Genomic DNA, 20,567 nt, shown 5'->3' on the forward strand with positions numbered 1-20,567 from the left:
CAAATATGCCCCTGCATCCAGTGAATGGGTGGCGCGCTCCGGGAACCGGGACGCATGTGTCAGAAGGACCTGTGCACTCGCTCCGACAAGATGTCGGGCGGTTTATAGACACCTTCGCGCAAAAGCGCACATATCTGAGGACCCAAAACTATGTCCAGCATTCTGACCAACAATGGCGCAATGGTTGCACTTCAAACCCTGAAGTCGATCAACTCCTCGCTGAATGATACCCAGTCGGCCATCTCGACCGGTAAGGATATCAACTCGGCAAAAGATAACGCGTCCGTTTGGGCAATTTCGAAAGTGATGGAGTCGGATGTTGCCGGCTACAACGCAATCGAAGACTCCCTGTCTCTTGGCGAATCGACCGTTGCTGTTGCCTCCACCGGGGCAGAGCAGATTGTCGAAAAGCTCAAAGAGATCAAAGAGAAGGTTGTTTCGGCAACCGGCGAGAATGTCGATAATGACAAGATCTCGAGCGAAGTCGATGAACTGAAGAGCCAGATCCAATCGATCATTGGTGCTTCGCAGTTCAACGGTGCGAACCTGCTTGATGGCTCGACTACCGATATCACCGTTCTGTCGTCGCTCGATCGTGACAGTACCGGTGCAGTTACTGCGTCCAATATCACTGTGGCCTCGGCAGATTTCACCGACAAGTTCACGACCACGGGTGTAACGGTTGGTACGAGCACCTACAAACTTGGGGATATCAATGTTGGTACTTCTAGTGCTGCAGAAGGTTCTCTGGACGCGATCGAAGCTCTGATCGACACCGCAACGGCCGAAGCCGCTAAGTTGGGTGCATCGTCTGCCCGTATTACCGACCAGAAAGACTTCATCTCGAAGCTGTCTGACTCGGTGACCTCGGGGATCGGTTCGCTCGTCGACGCCGATATGGAAGAGACCTCTGCGCGTCTGCAGGCTCTGCAGGTTCAGCAGCAGCTGGGCACGCAGGCTCTGTCGATTGCCAATCAGGCGCCCCAACAGCTCCTGTCGCTGTTCCGTTAATGAGCATCTGAGGGGCGCAGCATATGCGCCCCTCAACCACCTGGCAAAATGCCGGGGTTTTAAACTTGCAGCCACAGGAAGGGCTTCTCGTGAACGCTTATGCTCAGGCCAAAACGGCCTATTCCACTCCAAATCAGGCTATTCGTACCGACCGAGATATCGAATACGAAGCCATCGCGCGCATAACAAGCCGTCTTCGCGGCGTGTTGGGCAAAGAGCTCGAAAAATTCCCGGATCTCGCTGACGCTGTTAATCGCAACCGCAAGCTCTGGAAAATTCTTGCGGAAGATGTTGCAACTTCAGGAAATGGTTTGCCTGACCTGCTGCGTGCACGGATTCTTTTTCTCCAAAAATTCACCGATGCGCATAGCTCGAAGGTTCTGGCGCGCAAGGCGTCGGTTGCCCCTCTCATCGAAATAAACACTGCCATCATGCGTGGCCTTCGACCGACTGGAGGCGCTAAGTGAGTGGTTTGGTTCTAAAACTCGCTCCCAAAGAGCGTGTCCTCATCAACGGTGCCGTGATCGAAAATGGTGACCGACGGTCTCGTCTGGCAATTATGACGCCCAATGCAAACATTTTGCGCCTGCGCGATGCCATCCATCCCGAAGAGGCAAATACGCCCGTACGGCGTGTATGCTATGTTGCCCAGCTCGTGCTCTCCGGAGATAACAATCCGGAAGAAACAAGAATGCAACTTCTGCGGGGTATTGAGCAACTGAGTCAGGTCCTCACGGATCACGACAGTCGTACGCAACTTGCAATCGCTACGAAATCTGTTCTTGAAGAACAGCATTATCAAGCGCTTAAAGCGCTGCGTAGCTTGCTTCCAAGAGAGGAGCGGCTTCTGGCCGCCGCACGCCAATGACCTATCAACCCATTGTCCCATTAAGCGGTTATGCAGGCTGGAAAGTCTTGACGCGGACAATGGAGACGCAGAAGGCAGCTTTTACTGCCTCTGCGACGGTTCAAAGTGATGAAGAATATTTCCGAGAAAACATCGGAAATATTTCTTCCGCAGAAGAATTGGTGTCTGACTACAAGCTATTGAAGGTTGCTCTTGGCGCTTTCGGTCTTGATGATGATATTCAGAACAAGTTCTTTATCAAGAAAGTTCTCGAAGAAGGCACAATTAGCGAGGATGCTTTTGCCAACAAGCTAACGGATAGTCGCTATTCCGACCTTGCAAGCGCATTCGGATTTGATTTTACGCCTCCGAATACAGCCCTGAGTAGCTTCTCGGATGAAATCCTAACGCAATACGAGGACCGCCAGTTTGAGTTGGCGGTTGGCGATAGTGATGAGACTTATCGATTTGCTCTCAATGTACAGCGCGAACTCCCAGAGTTAGCCGCAGAAGACGGCTCTGAGAATACGAAATGGTACACAATTATTGGCAATGAAGCTCTCGCAACTGTCGTCCGGACTGGTTTGGGTTTACCGGAAAGCGTCGCTTCGCTCGATGTTGATCAACAGTTGACCGTTTATAAACAAAAAGCGCAGCAGGTTTTTGGTTCTGACGATGTATCTCAGTTCACAGACAGTGAAAATGTCGAAAAACTCATAAAATACTACCTGTTACGAGAGCAAGTAATGAATGGTAGTACCGCTACAAGCTCAAGTTCTATAGCCTTAACACTGCTTCAAAATGCATCGAGTTTTTCCGCGCGATTCTAAAATATATGATCTCATTCGGAATTATGTGAAGGTCGGCTACACTGTGTGAGGAAGTTCCTTGAACTTAGTGGGAATTGTTTTCCATCACAAGCTTTAGGATGCTCATCAGAGAAGAACGGACAGCGCCGTATCTCATCTGCGTGGGCGACTTCCACGTCAGTCACATGGAAAAGTGCCAAGGCGCGCCGCGCAAATTCGCTACGGTTCGCGACAGATATCCTCCGCACCTAGGTGATGCGGATTTTTTGCATACATCTGCTCCTTCAGAACTGACGCAGACTCTCAGTTACAGGGAGCAGTTTTGCGAGAGGCAGAATCAGTGGTACATTGTGTACAATTTAAAAAGCAGATCGACGATCTTTTTCTCTTGCCCCTACCGGAATTACCCCCTAAGAGATGCTCAAGCAAAGCAATTTGCTGACGGGGCCTTAGCTCAGCTGGGAGAGCGCTTGCATGGCATGCAAGAGGTCAGGGGTTCGATCCCCCTAGGCTCCACCAAATACAATTGAAAAGCACCAGATAGTTCTGCCTTTCTCGTCAGAGGATTTGCCTCTGCCGCGCAGACGGGTGCTGTTTTCCCTACGAAAATCCATGCTGCCTTGATCGCCGCTCTTGGCGTGTCGATCGCTTCGCAGCGCTTTCCCCCCGTCAAATCCGAGGATGGCCCATGAGAGACCATTTCTTCGTCGTGACGGGCGGCCCCGGTGCGGACAAGACCAGACTCATCACCGAGCTCTCCCGCCGCGGTTTCCATACAATCCCCGAATCCGGCCGCGCGATCATCCGCGAAGAGATGGTAAGCGGCGGAGATGCCCTCCCTTGGGCTGATCGCATGGCCTACGCCGAAAGGATGCTGGAGCGCGACCTGCGCGCCTATGAGGACGCTCGGGCACTCTCAGGCCCCGTGATCTTCGACCGGGGCACTCCCGACATTCTGGGCTACCTGACCCTCTGCGGCCTCCCCGTGCCGCCCCACATTGCTGCAGCGGCCAAGGAAACGCGCTACAACGCCCGCATCTTCCTAGCGCCGTTCTGGGACGATATCTTCACGCAGGACGCCGAGCGCAAGCAGACCCGCGCCGAGGCCGAAGCGACAGGTGCCGTCATGCGCGACACCTACACCGCGCTCGGTTACGAGATCACGGAGCTGCCGCGCACCGACATCGTAACACGCGCCGACTTTGTTTGTGCGCAGCGGGTCAACCGACCGTAATCGCGAGATGCCCTGGCAAAACTGCTGAACCGGACAAACCGCATGGTCCCTCCCGCCTCCCGCTGCCTGACACTCACGGCCCGAACCTGCCGTTCGCCTGTGCCACCAACGCCGTGGCGCGGCTTCCCCAAACCGGCCATCTGTGGCACCGCGCAGCATAGTCTAGAGCCCCAAGGTCGGCAGTGCGGACAAAGCGGGCGTTGCCTTTGCTTGGTTCAATGACTGCTTTCTCAGATTTTTCTCGAGTTCCGTCATTTTTAGATGACGGAGGTGTCAACTATGAAAAGCGATTTCAGGCGCAATGACCTGACTGATAAGGTCACCAGTGTTTACGGCACTATAGATGGACCTAGGCGGGCGAGCGCCCTCAGTCGCCCGCGAGCTGGAGGTCCTGCGTTCGACGGTTACGCTGGTCAGCCAAGGTCTGCGCAGGTCTTTGAAAATCGAGAAGGCCCTTGCCGATGCTGTCGAGAAGACCCCGGCCGAGCTCTTCCCCGACCGTTACGCAGCAGAGGAGGACAGCGCGGTAAACAAAACCTGACATCGGGAAATGAAAAGACCCTCCTGCGCTAACAGGAAGGCCTTTTGAATAAGCGTCGTTTGAAGCCTACCCTTTATTCATCCCCTGAGTCTCACGAAAAGTCAACCTGCCGAGGCGTCTCTCGGCAGAGCAGTCAAACTCATCTCAAACATAGGGGGATGTCGCCCCGCGCCTGCTCCGATCCACATGGGTCGGCGCCCAGGTGAGGTGCGCTCCAATCATCATGTACAACACCTTGTTCCACCGCGGGCCGGAGCCGAGCCACGCGATCCGAGTTCCTGCGCGCCGTTCAAAAGGAAGCCTTCGTGGCTCGATGGTCGCATCGCTGCCCGGCTTCGAGCGCCCGCGCATTGTCCACTTCGAGAGTGCGCAGGAATACGCCTTCCTCTGCCTGATGTTGGTGCGCGACGACGTGCACCACATCCGCGAACAGCCTCCGGCGATAGCCTGGTGATTTGGCGGAAAGCGGTCTGCGATGCTTTCCTGACTTTAGAGGCAAAAGATCAAATCAAGCGCACCCAAGACAGCTATGACAGCGCGCGCCCACGACTACGCGTGGATACACAGTTTGTGTACCCCCTCCAGAAAGGCGCGAGGGCGTTCGGGATCGACGAACGAATGCTTCACCGATGCGCTGATGGCTGCAATGATGCTTCGCCGTGGCGGTGGCAGAGGTCCGTCAATGGATCCAGTGAAAAGCCTGATGGATCGGGCAGCGTGGCGATGGTAGTCTCTGACATGTGGCGTATCCCTTTCTCGGCTGAGAATTGACGCGTCTGAACACCGCCGTCACATGCCGCCCCTCAGGGCATCACCAACTTTCACGCGTTACTCCAATCACCAAGCCCTAAGCACATCCAGAAAATGCTGTGCTGTACCGCAACAGGGCTGCGCGATTAACCAGCCACTACACATCAAACAATCATACGGCAACTCATCGCCAATCTTTAGGACACCCCCAATAGGGATTTCTATCAATTTACCACGAATTCTGCGTGTAAGGCACCTGCTGCATTGATACTTTTCAGGATATCAATCATGTCACGCGGAGAAACTCCCAGAGCGTTCAGGCCTGCAACCACTTCCGAAAGGGAATTTCCGCTGGGGACTTCTGCCATTTGAATACCAGGTTCCTCAGTAATTGAGGCCTCTGTACGTGGGACAACAACCGTTTGCCCCTCTGCAAACGGGTTGGGCTGCACCGCAACAGGCGCCTCTTGAACGCGCAACGTCAGATTGCCTTGGCTCACAGCGACCCGCGAAATGCGGACATTTTCTCCCATAACAATCGTACCAGAACGCTGATCGACGACTACACGCGCGCGCTGCTCGGGTTCTACTTCCAAGTTCTCGATACGACTCATGACATGCGCCGTAGAACGCTGTCCTGTTTGCGCAATATTAAGGGTAACAGTTCCTGAATCTTGCATTGCGGCGACATTTCGCCCGAACTCAGTATTGATTACAGCCTCGATTCTATTCGCAGTCGTGAAGTCAGGCGTCCTGAGAGCAAGGCGAAGACGATCCAGACTGTTAAATTCAAATGCGATTTCACGCTCGACATGAGCGCCAGAAGGAATCGAACCGGATGTCGGCACTCCCTGAGTTACAGTAGCCGCATCCCCCTGAGCCGTCGCACCACCCGCGATGATCTCCCCTTGCGCCACAGCATAGATTTCGCCATCCGCGGCTTTGAGAGGGGTCATAATCAAGGTACCACCAAGAAGGCTGGTTGCATCGCCAATAGCCGAAACCGTAACATCAATGGAACTACCTGCGCGCGCGAAAGGGGGCAATTCAGCAGTTACCAGAACGGCCGCAACATTTTTGGGCCGAGATGTTTCCCCGGTAACGTTAACGCCCAAGCGCTCAAGTACGTTTGTCATAATTTCTTCGGTAAAAGGTGCATTCCGCAAGCCATCGCCAGTGCCGTTGAGGCCGACCACCAAGCCATAACCAACGATGTCATTGCCACGGACACCGTCAAATTCGACCAAATCCTTAATCCGAATTGGAGAAGCCCAAGACAACGACGGGATCAAGCATACGATTAGAAACAGAAAAATACGCATCAGATATAGTCCGCCAAGGTCAGCTGAGAAAGACGCGAAGTAATCTCATACAATGTTTCAAGTTGGTTCTGCGCCGCGATTAAGGCTGTCGACGTCTCGTAAGGCTCTGCGGTAATCAGATTATTCCTTGCAATTTCCAAACTGCTGCTCTCGGCATCATTTCGGGTTGCCGCACTTTCGATTTGCTCTTCAGCCGCACCGATGCTGCTGCGAGACGCCGACATTTCAAGCGAGGCAGCACTAAGCACCGATCCGGCTTCAACCATCAGCGCCGAACGTGTCTCGTCACTCAGCGTACCGTCATCATTGGCAGCGATGCGGGCGAGCATGGCGCCCTTCAAGGATTCCCGAATCTCGGATGATTGAGCAGTCACTTCGAGCTGAATCGATTCGTTTTCAGACACTTTCACCGCACCCAGTGGATCTCGTGACCCTTGATAGGATTGATCCAGATAGCCGCCCCCACCTGCCGGCGCATCGAAAAATGCCTCTACTGCAGCGATAATTCCGGCGCTTGTTGTGTCACCTCCAACCGCCGTCATAACCTGGCTATACATCTCGTCAGCATCAACAACCGGTGGTGTATTGGTTGCGGCACCACTAAAGACAAAGCGTCCAGCAACCGAACTATTTAACGCGGAAACAATCGTTGAGAGGCTAGTTTTTGCTTTGGTAGACAATGTCTCAAGCGAGGTCGGGTCTCCGGAGGAGCCGATCGAGATCATGTCGGGCCCGAAATTAATCGCATAATCTTGGATCGTGCCAAGCGCGTTTTGCATCATTTCTGCGGTCAGCGAGACCTCGGTCGTTGCAAGCGAATATGACTCGAGATTATCCAAGCTACGCGTAATTGCCGAAAGCTGCGTAAAATCGCCGCCGACGGCTTTACCAACATCGGATTTCAGGCCGGTCGTAGCCTCCTGGCTAAGCGTCGTTACCAGATTTTTGAGACCGGTATTATGCTTACGCAGCGAATAGACCTGCGCCATATCACCAACAGAATAGTAGCTCATATCAGATCTCCAGAAGCTGCTGCATCAGAGTGTCCAACGTTTGCATTACTTTTGCGTTAGCAGCGTAGGATTGCTCGATTTGAAGCAAAGATTGAAGCTCCTGATCCGTATCGACCCCGAGCGAAAGCTCTTTCTCGACCAATGCATCCTGTTTGGCCGTCGTGTAACTTTCTGTCATCTCGGCGCTTTGGCGGGCAGACGAGTAATTAGACAGCAATTCTGACATTAAACCGGATGCAGAATAGCTTGTCCCACCAAATGCCGAGGAAGACGCCGACCGACTCTCGATCAGAGCGTCAGCGATACCGTTCAGCAAAGTACTATTGCCGACATCGCCTGCAGTACTTGCATAAAGGCCATCGCGAACGCGCCAAACCTCCCCGCCCTCAGACGGGTCAATCAGTTCATTCACCTCGATTCGTCCAGCCAGTCCAAGTTCATCTGTGCTATCAAAAGCGGAACCAGCATCCGTGAAAAAGCCCGCACTGCCAGACGTAATCGTCGTATCAGCACCAGATGCGCCAAGACGCTCGATGAGATCGCGCGCCACAGAATCAATCTGCTCTTGCGCGGCGGGGGCCAGTTCATCTCGTACCTCGAACAAGGCAGACAGCGTGCCGCCTCCCAAAGCCCCATTCGACGTGGTGCTGACCGGCTCGCCATTAATCGTCAGCCCAGAAAGCGTACCGCCTTCCAGAGAAAAATTAGGCGCCATGCGTCCACTGGTGGAATAGCCGATTTCATAGGCCTTACCATCCAACAAGGTCGCACCATTGGTCGAATAAAGTGCAACCTGACCGTTATCCCGTTGATAAACCTGTAACGGCACAATCTCTGAAATCTGATCAATCAGTGCCTGACGCTGGTCCATCAAAGCGGCGGCATCGCGGCCATTGGTCGATGCCTTAAGGATCGCATCATTCAGGTCATCTACCTGCGATAGGGTAGAATTCAACAGATCGACCTGCTTACCGATTTGCTGATCCGCACCTAGACGAATATCGTTGATATCGTCCGACATCGAATTCAGTTGTTCCGCAACCGTCTTGGCCGTGTTCACCACTGTCGTCAGACGTCCGGTGCTATCGGGCGAACTCGCCGCTTCGACCAAGGCCGATTCGAAATTGGCCATTTTCGCGGACAGGGAGCTATCACTGGTCGGGTCTCCGATCATATCCTCGATCGAGGCATAGAAATCCGCGACAACGCCCGCTTCGCCGGCAGCCGCATCGGCAAGACGTCGATCCTGGATAAGGCTCTCATTGACCTGACGCGTTACGCCATCAATACGAACGCCATAGCCAACACCCCCGGCAGAGACAGCCGATGTTTCGACTGTCCGCCGCCCATACCCCTCTGTCATCGCGTTCGCGACGTTTGAGGACACAACTTGCGCCATTTTGCTCGAAACGGTCAGCCCCGAAAGCGCATTGGTAAAAGCGGCGGAAAGCGACATCTTCTGTCTCCTTAGAGAGCGATCATCTCAAAATCAGCGTTTAATGTTCGTAGTTTCTTGCAGCATCTCATCCACGGTCTGGATGACCTTCGCATTCGATGAATAGGCACGTTGGGTCTGGATCAGATCCGTCAATTCCTTGGCAACGTCGACAGAGGACCCCTCGCGAGCGTACCCTTCGATTGCACCGGTCGGGCCATCACCGGCATCCCACAAGAAGAAGCTGCCGGATTCACCACTAATCTCGAAAGTCTGGTTATCGTTGGCAGTCAGGCCATTGGCGTTAGGCACGTCAACAAGCGGAATTTGGTAGATCGTCCGCGTAAAGCCCGTATCGTAGGTCGCGTTCACATAGCCATTCTCATCGACCTCGACAGTAGTCAGGCTTCCGACAGGAGAGCCGTCCCGCGTCACATTGGTGGGCGAGAAGCTGTCCGAAAGCTGGGTCAGACCATTGGTATCGCCAATTTTGCCGATGGTAAGATCAATGGTCTGCAGCCCTTCCGCGGCAGACAACGTGACCGTGCCATTGGTCGAATCATAGGCCGGCGAGGTGCCGATCGGGGTCACCGACTTCAGCGTACCGCCATTGGTCGTCGTGTTATCGAAGACCAAGGTGTAGGATGCCAGCAGATTTTCGTCAGCCGTCGTCGCAGCGTCATCTTCCGTGGCCGAATCGCGCAGCTCCATCGTCCATGTATTCTCGATCACATTGCCACTGGTATCCAGCGCCGGCGTGAAAGTCACATTGAGCGATTCCGATGTCCCGAGGTTGCCGTAATATTCAACGGATAGCGGCAGCGACGTCGTGTCGTCCACATCAACAGCCGGAAGGTTGACACCCAGATTGACCTTCGTGGTGGGGTCACCCGCCGTCTGGTTCGCGTTGATCACCACGGGCTGCAACCCCGAGACCGAATCGCGCGCATAGGTCGGAATGGTCCCGTCGGCATTTGCCGGCCAGCCCAGCAAGACAAGGCCGGTATTGGTTTTCAGAACACCATCCTCATCGGTCCGGAATGCACCGGTCGTGGTCAGTTGGAGCGTCTGGTTGCTTTGCGCGTTCTCAAGAGCCACCTCCGAGATCACCGGCAGGAAACCGCGCCCCGATACCGCCAGATCAAGCGCATTCGAGGTCGATACCAATGCGCCCTGCTCGTCCACGATACGGGACGTGCTCGCACGGACCCCCCCTGCGGAATAGGAGTTCGCAGTCTGCGACAGCACCATGCTGGAAAATTCTGTTTCAGCACGTTTATAGCCATAGGTTCCGGAATTCGCGATGTTGTCCGAAATGGTGGACAACTTCGTAGAGTTCGCCGCCAGGCCGGCAACGCCTGCGTTAAGCGAGGAGGAAATCGACATTTATGCGCCTTTCTGCTGCTACGTGTCGTTCGATCTCCCGCAGATTTGCCCTAGCCCTCTTAAGATCACCCTAACGAATAAAATTCTCACAGAAATTGTATGCGGGACAGCCTGATCACTTTCGTAAAAGGACGATTTCCAGCCGGTTATTGCGGATAGACATCGGAATTTCACTGGCAGGCTTGCGATCTGCAAACCCTGTCACACGCTGGATTCGCCGCTTGTCGAACCCGTCGCCCTGCATCAGCATCCGGACCTGCTGCACTCGCTCTGTCGACAGATCCCAAACGGGATTCTGGCGCAGCATTTCAGGATAGGCACGGGTGAAACCGTTAATCGCCACCTCATTGGGCACCAGATCGAACACCCGTGTGACCATCGCCACCAACTCTTCGAGAATCGGTTCCGGCGTACTGGTATCGGGCGCAAAAAGCGGCTCGTCGGCCAGATCGAAAAACTCCACGATCAGCCCCTCATCCGTCACCTTGGTCACGATATGGCGCGACATCTTGTCGGTCACCATGGATTCGCCGCCGATCCCCATCAGCGCCTCTTCTATTTTCGCCGCCACCTGGTCGAATTCGGCCGCCTCGCTCTCGTCCTTGGCTTCCACACCACTTTGGCCGCGCGCCTGCCGCGCCTCGGTTGGCATATTCATCGACGCACCGGTGCCCATCTGCGCGATCGTCTCTTCGGAAAAGATGGAATCCCCCCCGAAAGAGCCATCGCCGCCACCCGAGATCCGGTTCACCGCAATCGTGGGATTGAAATAATCCGCGATGCCTTTGCGCTGCTTCTCGGTCGTCGCGTTCAACAGCCACATCAGAAGGAAAAACGCCATCATAGCGGTCACGAAGTCGGCATAGGCCACCTTCCATGCACCGCCGTGGTGCCCGTCCCCACCGGACACCTTCTTGCGTTTGATAATAATAGGGGCCTGATTATCACCAGAGCTCATGCCACCACCTCTTTTCACCCAAGCCGGTTGTAGCAAAGTGATCTTAAACACTGTTTAACACTTAAAATGCGTGACATTTACGCCGCGATCACGTGCACTGCGCTTGTATGCCCACCGCAGCAAGCTAAATTAGCCGACATGAATATGACAGAAGATCACAGCAAGCTTATTGCTTGTCCCCATTGTGATACGCTGCACCATCTCTCGCAGATCGGCGAGGACGAACGCGCGACCTGTGCCTGCTGCGGCACCTTGCTGATTGCTCCGCGCAATCGGTCCTTCCTGCATGTCGTGGCCTTGTCCTTTACGGCAATGATCCTGATGATTGCGGCGTTCTGCTTCCCCTTCCTGCAGATTTCGGCCCGCGGGCTCACCCATGAAAGCTCGGTCCTCGGGGCGGCCTCCGCCTTCTCGGGCGGCTGGCTGGCCCTGCTTTCGGTGGCCACCGTCGCGCTGATCATCGGGGTTCCGGTTTTCCGCTTCGGCGCGCTGATCTATGTCCTTCTGCCACTCAGCTTCGACAAGAAGCCCTGGCCCAAAGCACGCGGCGTGTTCCGGCTGGCCGAACGGTTGCAGCCCTGGTCGATGGCCGAGATCTTCATTATCGGGACCGCCGTCGCCCTGGTGAAAATCGGCGGCCTTGCCACGATCTCCTTCGGACCAGCCTTCTGGGCCTTCTGCGCCCTGATTATCGTAATGGCGCTGAAAAACAGTTTCATGAGCAAATGGGTAATATGGGACGCCATCGGGAAGAAATGAGATATCTCTCCGCCACCGATGCAGGGCTGATCGGATGTCAGCAATGCGGGCGCGTCTGGCCGAAGGATCAACAGCGCTGCGGGCGCTGCGGGGCAAAGCTGAAGCCTGTCAACGAGGCATCGCTTGAACGGGTCTGGGCCTTCTGGTGGGCCGGTCTGATTGCCTATATCCCGGCCAATCTCTACCCGATCATGCATACAAAATTTCTGGCCACCGATAGCCCCTCGACCATTATCGGCGGGGTCATCACCCTGATGGGCCACCACAATTACGGAATTGCCGCCATCGTCTTTCTGGCGTCGGTCTGCATCCCCATCGCGAAATTCTTCGCTGTCGCCTATCTGGCCTTCACCGTAAGATCGGGCAAGAAAGACGGCGGGCACAAACGTCTTATGATCTACGAGATCGTCGAATTTATCGGTCGCTGGTCGATGATCGACGTTTTCGTGGTCGCTATTCTTTCCGCTCTTGTCCAACTTGGCTTTGTCGCCTCGATCCATCCGGGTCCGGCGGCGGCGGCCTTTGCCCTCTCCGTAGCACTCACCATGCTCTCGGCCCAAAGTTTCGATCCACGCCTGATCTGGCGTAGCGTAGAAAGACCTGCCTCCGAATGACCGAAGATCCCAAACCCGCCGACCTGCAAAAGACACAGGCCAAGAAACCCATTTGGGCACGACTGTCGCTAATCTGGTTTGTGCCGCTTTTCGCGCTTCTGATCACGCTCTATGTCGCTTGGCACACCTATTCCGACCGCGGCACCCTGATCTATGTTGATTTCAAGGATGCCACCGGTATCACCGCAGGCGAGACCGTGCTGAAATATCGCGAAGTCTCTGTCGGCACGGTCGAGACAGTGGGCTTCACCAAAGATCTTGGCGGGGTGCGCGTCGGCATCAGGGTTCATAATGACGTGGCGAAATATATCGACAAGGATGCCCGTTTCTGGATCGTGAAACCCGAGCTGTCGGCACAGGGGATCTCGCGGCTGGATACCGTCCTGTCGGGCGGCTTCATTCAGGGCTGGTGGGACAACAAGATCAGCGATCCGCAGACCGAGTTCGAAGGGCTCGACAAACAGCCGGTCACCGAAGATCCGAATTCCGGCACGCAGATTATCCTGCGCGCCCGTGACGCAGGTGGACTGGCCGAAGGCGCGCCGGTGATCTATCGCGGCCTCACTGTTGGCAAGATCCAGAACCTGCGTCTGGACGAGGGGGGCAGCGGCGTGTTGATCGATGCGTTCATCAACAAGCCCTATAACGCCCGCCTGACCACCACGACCCGCTTCTGGGATGCCTCGGGGATTTCGGTCAATCTCGGGGCCAACGGGGTTTCGGTCAATATGCGTTCTCTGGCCTCCATCGTGCAGGGCGGGGTCGAGTTCGACACTCTGGCCACGGGCGGCAGCTTCATCCAGAACGGCTTCCCCTACCGCCTCTTCAAAGACGAGAACGAGGCCCGCAACTCCATTTTCGGCGGCGAGTTCTTCGAGCCGGCACGCTATACCCTGCTGTTCGACGAGCCGGTGCAGGGCATCGAGATCGGCACCAAGGTCGAGTTCCGTGGCGTCGAGGCCGGCGAGGTCACCGACCTGTCGATCAAGGTTTCCGAAGACAGCCTCGGCACGAAATTCGCGCGCCAGCAGGTGGTTATCTCGCTGTCGCCCGAACGTCTGGGGCTGGAGCGCAATACCGACAATGACATCGTGACCCAATTCTTGGAGAACGAGGTGGCAAACGGTCTGCGCGCCCGCATCACCGGCACCGGCCTTCTGGGCCAAACGCTGGTGATCGAACTGACCGATGTGCCCGACAGACCGAAGGCCGAGATGGACACCAAGGCCGCGCCCTATCCGACCATCCCGACCGCGCCGCAGACAGCCAATTCACTGGCAACCTCGGCCGAGGGCGTGTTCAAGCGCGTCGAGAGCCTGCCCATCGAAGAGCTGATGACATCGGCCACGCAGATGTTCCAGTCGATCACCGCAATCGCGGGGCAGGATCGCACCAAGCAGATTCCCGACGAGCTGGCAGGAACGCTGGGCGAGATCCGCAGTCTGGTCAACGAGCTGAACAAGAATGATGCGGGCAAGAAAGCCAGCGATGCCATTGATAATGTCTCGCAGGCCGCAGATAGCGTGATGACCGAGATCGAGGGCCTGAACGACACGCTGGCCTCGGCCGACAAAGCGGCACAGCGGATCGCGGATATGCCGCTGGGCGATATCGGGGATAAGGTTGACGGGATCCTGGGTGACCTGCGCAAGATGCTGAACACCGATGATGCCGAAGCCCTGCCGCAGAACCTGTCGGATACGCTGCAACAGCTTGCGGGCCTTCTGCGCGAGCTGCGAGAAGGCGGTGTGGCCGAGAAGCTGAACGGCACCCTCACCGCCGCGCAGGATGCGGCGGGGTCGATCCAGTCGGCCAGCGACCGTCTGCCCGCACTGACCAAGCAGTTGCAAGACCTGACAACGCAGGCACAGGGGCTTGTCGGTGCTTATGGCGACCGCTCTAACTTCAATTCGCAAGTCATGGACACGATGCGTGATCTGCGCCGCACGATTGATGCGGTCGGCTCGCTCGCACGCATGATCGAACGTAACCCGCAAGCCTTCATTACCGGGCGCTGAGGATGGACATGATGATACGTTTTACGACCTTCTCCCTGATTGGTGCCGCGCTGGTAACACTGGCCGCCTGCTCGGATCCGCTGGACACGGCACAATATGCCATTGATCCGGCTCCGGCCAAAGACACGCTGCCCAACCGTCTTGGCCGCGCCGAACTGCGTGAGATCTCGCTGCCCGATTATGCATCGGGACAGGAAATCGCGTTCCAGACGCCGGATGGGGCACTGCGCTCCAGTCCCGACAATATCTGGGCCGATGACCCCAAACGCGCGATGACGCTGGCGCTGGCACGGCAGATTTCCGAGATGTCGGGCGCGACCGTTATTGCCGAACCCTGGCCGCTTGCCTCGGACCCGCAACGCAAGATCGAGGTTCGGGTGGATCGTTTCCTTGCCGCCGCCGACGGGGCCGTACATCTGGACGGGGTCTACTATGTCTCGCCCGCAAGCTATGCGGCTTCCGGCGGCGATACGGTGCGCCGCTTTGATATCACGGTGCCGATGGGAGGGGTCGCGGGCAAAGCCGCAGATCCGGGTCTGATCGCCCGCACCCAAAGCGCAGCGCTCGGCCAGCTTGCCGCGCAGATTGCCCAGATGAAATAAACAAAGGCCCCGATTGCGGGGCCTTCTTCCATCAACAAGCGCGCGAAACCCGCCGCTGTTCAGACCTTCTGGAAGGTGCCGAAAGCCCCATGTGCAAAAAGCATGGGCGTCCCGCTGCCCGTGGCAAAACGCATTACGCGCCCGATGATGATCGTATGATCACCGCCTTCATGCATGGCCTCTGTCACGCAATCGAAACGCGCATGGAAATCGGGCAGCACGGGCACATCTTCCGCATTCAGGTCATAGCTCAGCCCGTCGAACCCTGCTCCGTTCCGCCCGAAACGTAGAATCAGATCCGCTTGCGCATCATGCAGGACGTGGATCGAAAAGGCCTTGGCAGCCGTGAAATGGGCATGCCGCACCGAAGCCCGCGCCGGAGACCACAAAACCAGCGGCGGGTCGAGCGAGACCGAGGCAAAGCTGTTGGCCACAATCCCCAGCGGACCGGCTTCAGGCTCGTCACGGCGCGCCGTCACGACCGTGACCCCCGTCGCAAAACGCCCCAAGGCCGCGCGGAATGCCCGCATATCCGCCGGATCGGGCGACTGGAGCGCGGCTTTGTTCTGCGCCGCCCCTATGGCCGCATCAATTTTATCGCTTTCCTGCATCTCGCCCCTGTTCGCTTGCTTTCCTGAACAGATAACCCGTCCGCTGCTTGACGCAACCCTTTGAATCAGGCGCGGGCCCCTTCGATCCGGCCTTCGCCGCGGCAAACCACCCTCATTCAGCCTGTTTTTTACCACCCCAGCGCGTATGTGGAATATTTTTTAGGCATGTGACTAATTTCACGCCAGCCATCCCCTTGGTTCGCGACTTTGCTTTGATCTGGGGGGCGGTTTTCGGGAGGATGGTTATACGGAATACACGTTTCCTTCCTTCAAGGCCCCTGCAAAGGGCGCCACAAAGAGCTGCCTGACCGGCGACGGTCCTCCTCCCCCGAAAACGGATCAGGCAGCTCGCCTCCCCTCCCGCACAAAACTCCTGCCCAGAATTCCTGCCTAGAACTCCTGCTTGCGCAGCTTCTCGATCTTGTCCTGATCGCGGATCTGTTCGTCGATCCTCGTCAGCGCCATATGCTGCCCGAAACGCCGTGCCGAACGCTGCCGTGCCTGTTCGACCTGCGCATCCATGGCACGCTTTTCCTGCTCGAGCGCCTCGACCTTGCGCCCCGCCCATGCGCGATAGGATTCGATCATCTTCAGATCGGTCATATCCTGCACCGGCTGGCGCAGGGCCGTGCTGGCCGACTGGGTGATCTCGCCCTGTTTCATGGCCAACAGCGCCTGCGTCTGCTTCAACCGTGCAAGTTTGGACAGCTCGACATCTTTCATCATCGCCGCAATCGCAATCATGCGGCCATATCCCTGCTGACTCATGCGCCCCTCCTTTGACGTGCGCGCTGACGCATCTTATCGGCAAAACGGATTGCGGCCGCGACAGACTTGTAATGCTCGCTCTTGATCTCGTCGCCGATATCCAGCGTGGCATAAAGCGCGCGCGTGCTGGGCGGGTCGCGATGGATCGGAATGTTGTGCTCTGCCGCGATCTCGCGGATCTTCAGAGCAACATCATCCACCCCTTTGGCCACACAGATCGGTGCCCGACGCGAGGCACGGTCCCATTTGAGCGCCACAGCATAATGGGTCGGGTTGACCATCACGACATCGGCCTTGGGCACCTCGGCCATCATCTGGTTCATCGCGATCTCGATCCCGCGCTGGCGACGCTGCTGTTTCATATGGGGATCGCCCTCGGCCGACTTCATTTCATCCATCAGCTCCTTGCGCGTCATTTTCTGCCGCTTCAGAAATTCGTAGCGTTGCCAGATATAATCCACCGCCCCGACAATCACGGCCAGCATGGTGATAAGAAACAGAAATTCCAGGATGATATGCATCAGATCCGCAGTGGCCAGATCCACCCCCACCCGCTGCGAGATCAGGATACGGTCCAGATGGCGCTGAATGAACCATCCCAGCAAAATCGCCACAATCAACAGCTTCACGAAGCTCTTGAGAAACTCGAACAGACCGTTCGGACCGTATTTCTGCTTGGCATTCGAAAGCGGATTGATGCGGCTGCCTTTGGGCATCAGCTTTTCAGGCGCGAAAACGATCGCCTTCTGCGCCAGAAGCGCCGCCAGAACCAGCACCATCGGCACGATAAACCACAAGACAAGCGGTGCGACGACTTCGCCGATGATTCCGCCCGCAATGGTGGAGCCACCGGACTCCATCTGCTCTTGCAGCATATCGACATGGCCGAGAAACTCCATCAGCCGTGACCCCAGCTTCAGCAGCGTCTCGCCTCCGAAGGCATAGGATGCGATCAGCACACCGGCATAAGAGGCGGCCACCGTAATCTCGGCGGATTTGACAAGATCACCCTTTTCCCGCGCCCGATCCAGCTTCTGCTGTGTGGCCTCGTATTCCTTTTCGCTTTCATCGGTATCGCCACTCATCGCATCACCGAAAACGGGTTGAAGAGGAAGCTCCCGAAGGCCTCGCGCCAGACAATAAGCCCTGTGGGCAAAGCGATTGCCATCAGCACGATCCCTGCCAGAGTGATGGCCGGTGCGCCGATCATGGCCACCATAAGCTGCGGCATCGCGCGGTTGATCACCCCCAGCGCAGCGTTATAGACCAGCCCGAGAATGACAAACGGGGCCGCGATGGAAAAGCCCAGCCGGAACGATTTCGCGACACCGGCCACCCCCCATTCACGGATCAGGTCGGGGGCGGGAAACTGTCCAAAGGGGAAGGCTTTATAAGAGCCGATCATCAGTTCGGCCGCCTGCACATGCAGCCCCATCGCAAAGGCCAGCGCCAGACCCGCCGTGGTCAGCATGAAGCCGACGGCAGGCTGGGATTCCCCGCCCGCCCCGAAAATCTGGGCCAAAGAGGTCGCCTGCGCGATGATCATCCCCGCCATTTGCAGCCCGTAGATGAACATCCGCATGATCACACCGATCGAAAGGCCGATCGCGGTTTCGGGTAGGATCAGGCCAAGGCTGACATCATGGGGCAAGTGCGCAAGCTGCGGGCTGACCGCGGGGGCCACCACTGCCGTGAAGGCCAAAGCCGCACCCAGCTTGACGCGGCTCGACAGGTTCTGTTCGCCGAAGCCGGGCATGACCGATACCATCGCCCCGACCCGCAAGAATACCGCGAAAACGATCATGAACCCCTGATGGGTAAGATTGAGCACTTGCGCCGCCAGATCGATCATGCGGGCACAACCCCCAGCATCGCAGGTTTCGCATCCAGCCCGATCTCTTCGAAAGACAGCACCGGTGCCGAAATCCCCTTGGCCCCCAGAACGGTCTTGATGAACCGCCGCCGACGCGCCGAGGTCACGATGGCCGGAAACACGCCCTGCTCCCCCACCCGAGCGATACGTTCCGCGATGTTATTGACCAGACGCGAGAATTTCTCGGGCGGAAGCGCAATATCCCCATTCCCGTTATCACCGGGCAGTTGATAGGCCGTAAAGGTCTCTTCCCATTCTGGTGCCAGTTGCAGCAGGGGCAAGGTGCCATCCTCGCGGCGGTATTCCGCGACAAGCTGGAAGCCCAGACGCTGGCGGACATGCTCGGTGATCAATTCGGGCGAACTCATCCCGCGCGCCTCGGAGATCGCCTCGACGATCAGCAGCAGATTACGGATGGAAACACGCTCTTCCAGCAGCAGACGCAGCACCGCCAGCAGCATATCGATCGACACTTTATCCGGCACCAGCTCGTCGAGGATACGGCGGTTGGCCTCGCCACGGGCCGGATCGGAGAGGTTGCCGGTTTCCTCCAGCAGGCGGCGCAATGTCTTCAGCGTCATCAGGCGCCCGAAATTGTTCTTGATGACTTCCAGAAGATGGGTCGCCAGAACCTCGGTCGGTGTCACCACGGTCGACCCCGTCAGCGCCGCCTCTTCCTGCGCATCCAGCGGCACCCAGCGGGCGGGCGCGCCATAGACCGGCTCGCGGACATTTTCTCCTTTGGGAAGCAATTCGGCATTATCCGCCAGCAGGGCCAGCACCTTTTCGGGGTATAGCCTGTCGCGCGCCTGTTCGACCCCCTGAATGCGGATGCGGTATTCCCCCGGGGCCAGCGTGGAATCGTCGGTCAGACGGATCTCGGGCAGGATCAGACCGAAGCTTGCCGCCACATGATTGCGCATATTGTTGATCCGCACATCCAGTCCCGTCGCGGGGTCCAGCGCCATTGCTACCAGATCGGCGGAAAATTCCACATGGATATCATCGACATCCAGCACATCCCCCATAGATTTCTTCTTCTTGGGTTCGGGGGGCGGCATGCGCATGGCCGCCTTGGCCTCTTCTTTCTTGGTCTTCTTGTGCAGATGATAGGCAGCACCGCCCAAAGCCGCAGCCCCCAGCATGAAGGGCACGAAAGGCAGGCCCGGCACCAATGCGAAAAGCGCCATCAGCACGCCCACGGTAATCAGCGCCGGCGGATATTTCGAAAGCTGTCCGAAAAGGTCGCTATCGGCCGAGCCATTGGCTCCACCGCGCGACAGCAGGATCGCGGTCGCTATCGAGATGATCACGGCGGGGATCTGGCTGACCAGACCATCGCCAACCGTCAGGATCGCATAGGTCTTGAGCGCATCCGAGAGCGCCATACCATGCACCGCCATGCCGATCGACAGCCCCACAATCATGTTGAGCATCGTGATCATCAGGCCCGCAACCGCATCCCCCTTCACAAATTTCGACGCCCCGTCGAGCGAGCCGAAGAAGGTGGTCTCCTTCTGTTCACGCTCGCGGCGGGTACGCGCTTCGGCATGGTCGATGGCCCCCGCGCTCATATCGGCATCAATAGCGAGCTGCTTGCCCGGCATTGCGTCCAGAGCAAAGCGCGCCCCCACTTCGGCCATCCGGCCTGCGCCCTTGGTGATCACGATGAAGTTCACGATCAGGATCACACAGAACACCACCAGACCGATCAGGACAGAGCCGCTCATGATGAAATTCGCGAAGCCCTCGATCACGCCCCCCGCCGCACCGGTGCCGGTATGGCCCTGCCCGATGATCAGCTTGGTCGAGGAAACATTGAGCGAAAGCCGCAGCATCATCGAGGTTAGCAGAACCGTCGGGAAAGACGAGAAATCCAGCGGTCGTTCGATGAAAAGCGTGATGGTGAAGATCAGGATCGCGATGGCAAAAGACACCGCCAGCCCCAGATCCAGCACCCATGACGGAACCGGCAGAATCATCATCACGATGACCGCCATCAGGGCCAGTGCCAAC

General features: G+C 57.0%; 21 protein-coding genes and 1 tRNA gene. 12 read left to right on the forward strand and 10 right to left on the reverse strand.

The window, feature by feature from the left end; translation table 11 throughout:
• The first annotated feature begins 150 nt into the window (after nucleotides 1–150).
• From WDB86_RS09110 to WDB86_RS09145, 8 genes are all read left to right on the forward strand, one after another.
• The gene (locus WDB86_RS09110) at nucleotides 151–1,011 is read left to right on the forward strand and encodes a flagellin (protein WP_406735736.1); all 861 of its coding nucleotides are present in this window, start codon (nucleotides 151–153) and stop codon (nucleotides 1,009–1,011) included.
• Nucleotides 1,012–1,034: 23 nt separating this feature from the next.
• The gene (gene flaF / locus WDB86_RS09115) at nucleotides 1,035–1,478 is read left to right on the forward strand and encodes a flagellar biosynthesis regulator FlaF (protein ID WP_339108783.1); all 444 of its coding nucleotides are present in this window, start codon (nucleotides 1,035–1,037) and stop codon (nucleotides 1,476–1,478) included.
• Nucleotides 1,475–1,879, forward strand: a complete 405-nt coding sequence (flbT, locus tag WDB86_RS09120; RefSeq protein ID WP_339108782.1) for a flagellar biosynthesis repressor FlbT — start codon at nucleotides 1,475–1,477, stop codon at nucleotides 1,877–1,879. The genes flaF and flbT overlap by 4 nt, the downstream gene beginning before the upstream one ends.
• Entirely contained in the window at nucleotides 1,876–2,688 is an 813-nt protein-coding gene (locus WDB86_RS09125) for a DUF1217 domain-containing protein (protein ID WP_339108781.1), read from the forward strand. Before flbT ends, WDB86_RS09125 begins: the two co-directional genes overlap by 4 nt.
• A gap of 422 nt (nucleotides 2,689–3,110) precedes the next feature.
• A tRNA-Ala gene (locus WDB86_RS09130) sits at nucleotides 3,111–3,186 on the forward strand.
• 169 nt (nucleotides 3,187–3,355) lie between these two features.
• The gene (locus tag WDB86_RS09135) at nucleotides 3,356–3,901 is read left to right on the forward strand and encodes an AAA family ATPase (RefSeq protein WP_406735737.1); all 546 of its coding nucleotides are present in this window, start codon (nucleotides 3,356–3,358) and stop codon (nucleotides 3,899–3,901) included.
• A gap of 343 nt (nucleotides 3,902–4,244) precedes the next feature.
• Nucleotides 4,245–4,442: a helix-turn-helix domain-containing protein gene (locus tag WDB86_RS09140; RefSeq protein ID WP_406735738.1), complete on the forward strand. Its 198-nt coding sequence runs from the start codon at nucleotides 4,245–4,247 to the stop codon at nucleotides 4,440–4,442.
• A 313-nt stretch (nucleotides 4,443–4,755) separates the two neighbouring features.
• Nucleotides 4,756–4,896, forward strand: a complete 141-nt coding sequence (locus tag WDB86_RS09145) for a hypothetical protein (RefSeq protein ID WP_406735739.1) — start codon at nucleotides 4,756–4,758, stop codon at nucleotides 4,894–4,896.
• 520 nt (nucleotides 4,897–5,416) lie between these two features.
• Here WDB86_RS09145 and WDB86_RS09150 read toward each other — a convergent pair.
• From WDB86_RS09150 to WDB86_RS09170, 5 genes are all read right to left on the reverse strand, one after another.
• Nucleotides 5,417–6,514, reverse strand: a complete 1,098-nt coding sequence (locus WDB86_RS09150; RefSeq protein ID WP_339108760.1) for a flagellar basal body P-ring protein FlgI — start codon at nucleotides 6,512–6,514, stop codon at nucleotides 5,417–5,419.
• A complete protein-coding gene (locus WDB86_RS09155) occupies nucleotides 6,514–7,527 on the reverse strand; it encodes a flagellin (protein WP_339108759.1) in 1,014 nt (337 codons plus the stop codon). Before WDB86_RS09155 ends, WDB86_RS09150 begins: the two co-directional genes overlap by 1 nt.
• A gap of 1 nt (nucleotide 7,528) precedes the next feature.
• Entirely contained in the window at nucleotides 7,529–8,983 is a 1,455-nt protein-coding gene (gene flgK / locus WDB86_RS09160; protein WP_406735740.1) for a flagellar hook-associated protein FlgK, read from the reverse strand.
• Nucleotides 8,984–9,016: 33 nt separating this feature from the next.
• On the reverse strand, nucleotides 9,017–10,348 hold the full coding sequence (locus WDB86_RS09165; protein WP_406720145.1) for a flagellar hook protein FlgE: 1,332 nt from the start codon (nucleotides 10,346–10,348) through the stop codon (nucleotides 9,017–9,019).
• 115 nt (nucleotides 10,349–10,463) lie between these two features.
• On the reverse strand, nucleotides 10,464–11,306 hold the full coding sequence (locus WDB86_RS09170; RefSeq protein WP_339108756.1) for a flagellar motor protein MotB: 843 nt from the start codon (nucleotides 11,304–11,306) through the stop codon (nucleotides 10,464–10,466).
• Nucleotides 11,307–11,444: 138 nt separating this feature from the next.
• Here WDB86_RS09170 and WDB86_RS09175 point away from each other — a divergent pair, with 138 nt between their 5' ends.
• Genes WDB86_RS09175 through WDB86_RS09190 form a run of 4 tightly spaced genes read left to right on the forward strand, consistent with a single transcriptional unit; the run spans nucleotide 11,445 to nucleotide 15,299 of the window.
• Nucleotides 11,445–12,065 carry a paraquat-inducible protein A gene (locus WDB86_RS09175; protein ID WP_406735741.1) on the forward strand — a complete coding sequence of 207 codons (621 nt, stop codon included), beginning with the start codon at nucleotides 11,445–11,447 and terminating at the stop codon, nucleotides 12,063–12,065.
• Nucleotides 12,062–12,679: a paraquat-inducible protein A gene (locus tag WDB86_RS09180; protein ID WP_339108753.1), complete on the forward strand. Its 618-nt coding sequence runs from the start codon at nucleotides 12,062–12,064 to the stop codon at nucleotides 12,677–12,679. The genes WDB86_RS09175 and WDB86_RS09180 overlap by 4 nt, the downstream gene beginning before the upstream one ends.
• Nucleotides 12,676–14,697, forward strand: coding sequence for an MlaD family protein (locus WDB86_RS09185; protein WP_339108752.1), 2,022 nt, complete (start codon nucleotides 12,676–12,678; stop codon nucleotides 14,695–14,697). The genes WDB86_RS09180 and WDB86_RS09185 overlap by 4 nt, the downstream gene beginning before the upstream one ends.
• Nucleotides 14,698–14,705: 8 nt before the next feature.
• Complete coding sequence (locus WDB86_RS09190; protein WP_339108751.1) at nucleotides 14,706–15,299, forward strand: PqiC family protein; 594 nt, start codon at nucleotides 14,706–14,708, stop codon at nucleotides 15,297–15,299.
• 59 nt (nucleotides 15,300–15,358) lie between these two features.
• Here the strand turns inward: WDB86_RS09190 and WDB86_RS09195 are convergent, their stop codons facing one another.
• From WDB86_RS09195 to flhA, 5 genes are all read right to left on the reverse strand, one after another.
• A complete protein-coding gene (locus WDB86_RS09195) occupies nucleotides 15,359–15,910 on the reverse strand; it encodes a flavin reductase family protein (protein WP_406735742.1) in 552 nt (183 codons plus the stop codon).
• Between the two features lie 390 nt (nucleotides 15,911–16,300).
• On the reverse strand, nucleotides 16,301–16,678 hold the full coding sequence (locus WDB86_RS09200) for a hypothetical protein (RefSeq protein WP_406720142.1): 378 nt from the start codon (nucleotides 16,676–16,678) through the stop codon (nucleotides 16,301–16,303).
• Nucleotides 16,675–17,763: a flagellar type III secretion system protein FlhB gene (gene flhB / locus WDB86_RS09205; protein WP_406735743.1), complete on the reverse strand. Its 1,089-nt coding sequence runs from the start codon at nucleotides 17,761–17,763 to the stop codon at nucleotides 16,675–16,677. Before flhB ends, WDB86_RS09200 begins: the two co-directional genes overlap by 4 nt.
• The gene (locus WDB86_RS09210; RefSeq protein WP_406735744.1) at nucleotides 17,760–18,530 is read right to left on the reverse strand and encodes a flagellar biosynthetic protein FliR; all 771 of its coding nucleotides are present in this window, start codon (nucleotides 18,528–18,530) and stop codon (nucleotides 17,760–17,762) included. The genes flhB and WDB86_RS09210 overlap by 4 nt, the downstream gene beginning before the upstream one ends.
• Entirely contained in the window at nucleotides 18,527–20,551 is a 2,025-nt protein-coding gene (gene flhA / locus WDB86_RS09215; RefSeq protein WP_406721628.1) for a flagellar biosynthesis protein FlhA, read from the reverse strand. The genes WDB86_RS09210 and flhA overlap by 4 nt, the downstream gene beginning before the upstream one ends.
• Nucleotides 20,552–20,567: the final 16 nt, after the last annotated feature.

The organism is Thioclava sp. GXIMD4215, assembly GCF_045291555.1.
GTDB classification, from domain to species: domain Bacteria; phylum Pseudomonadota; class Alphaproteobacteria; order Rhodobacterales; family Rhodobacteraceae; genus Thioclava; species Thioclava litoralis.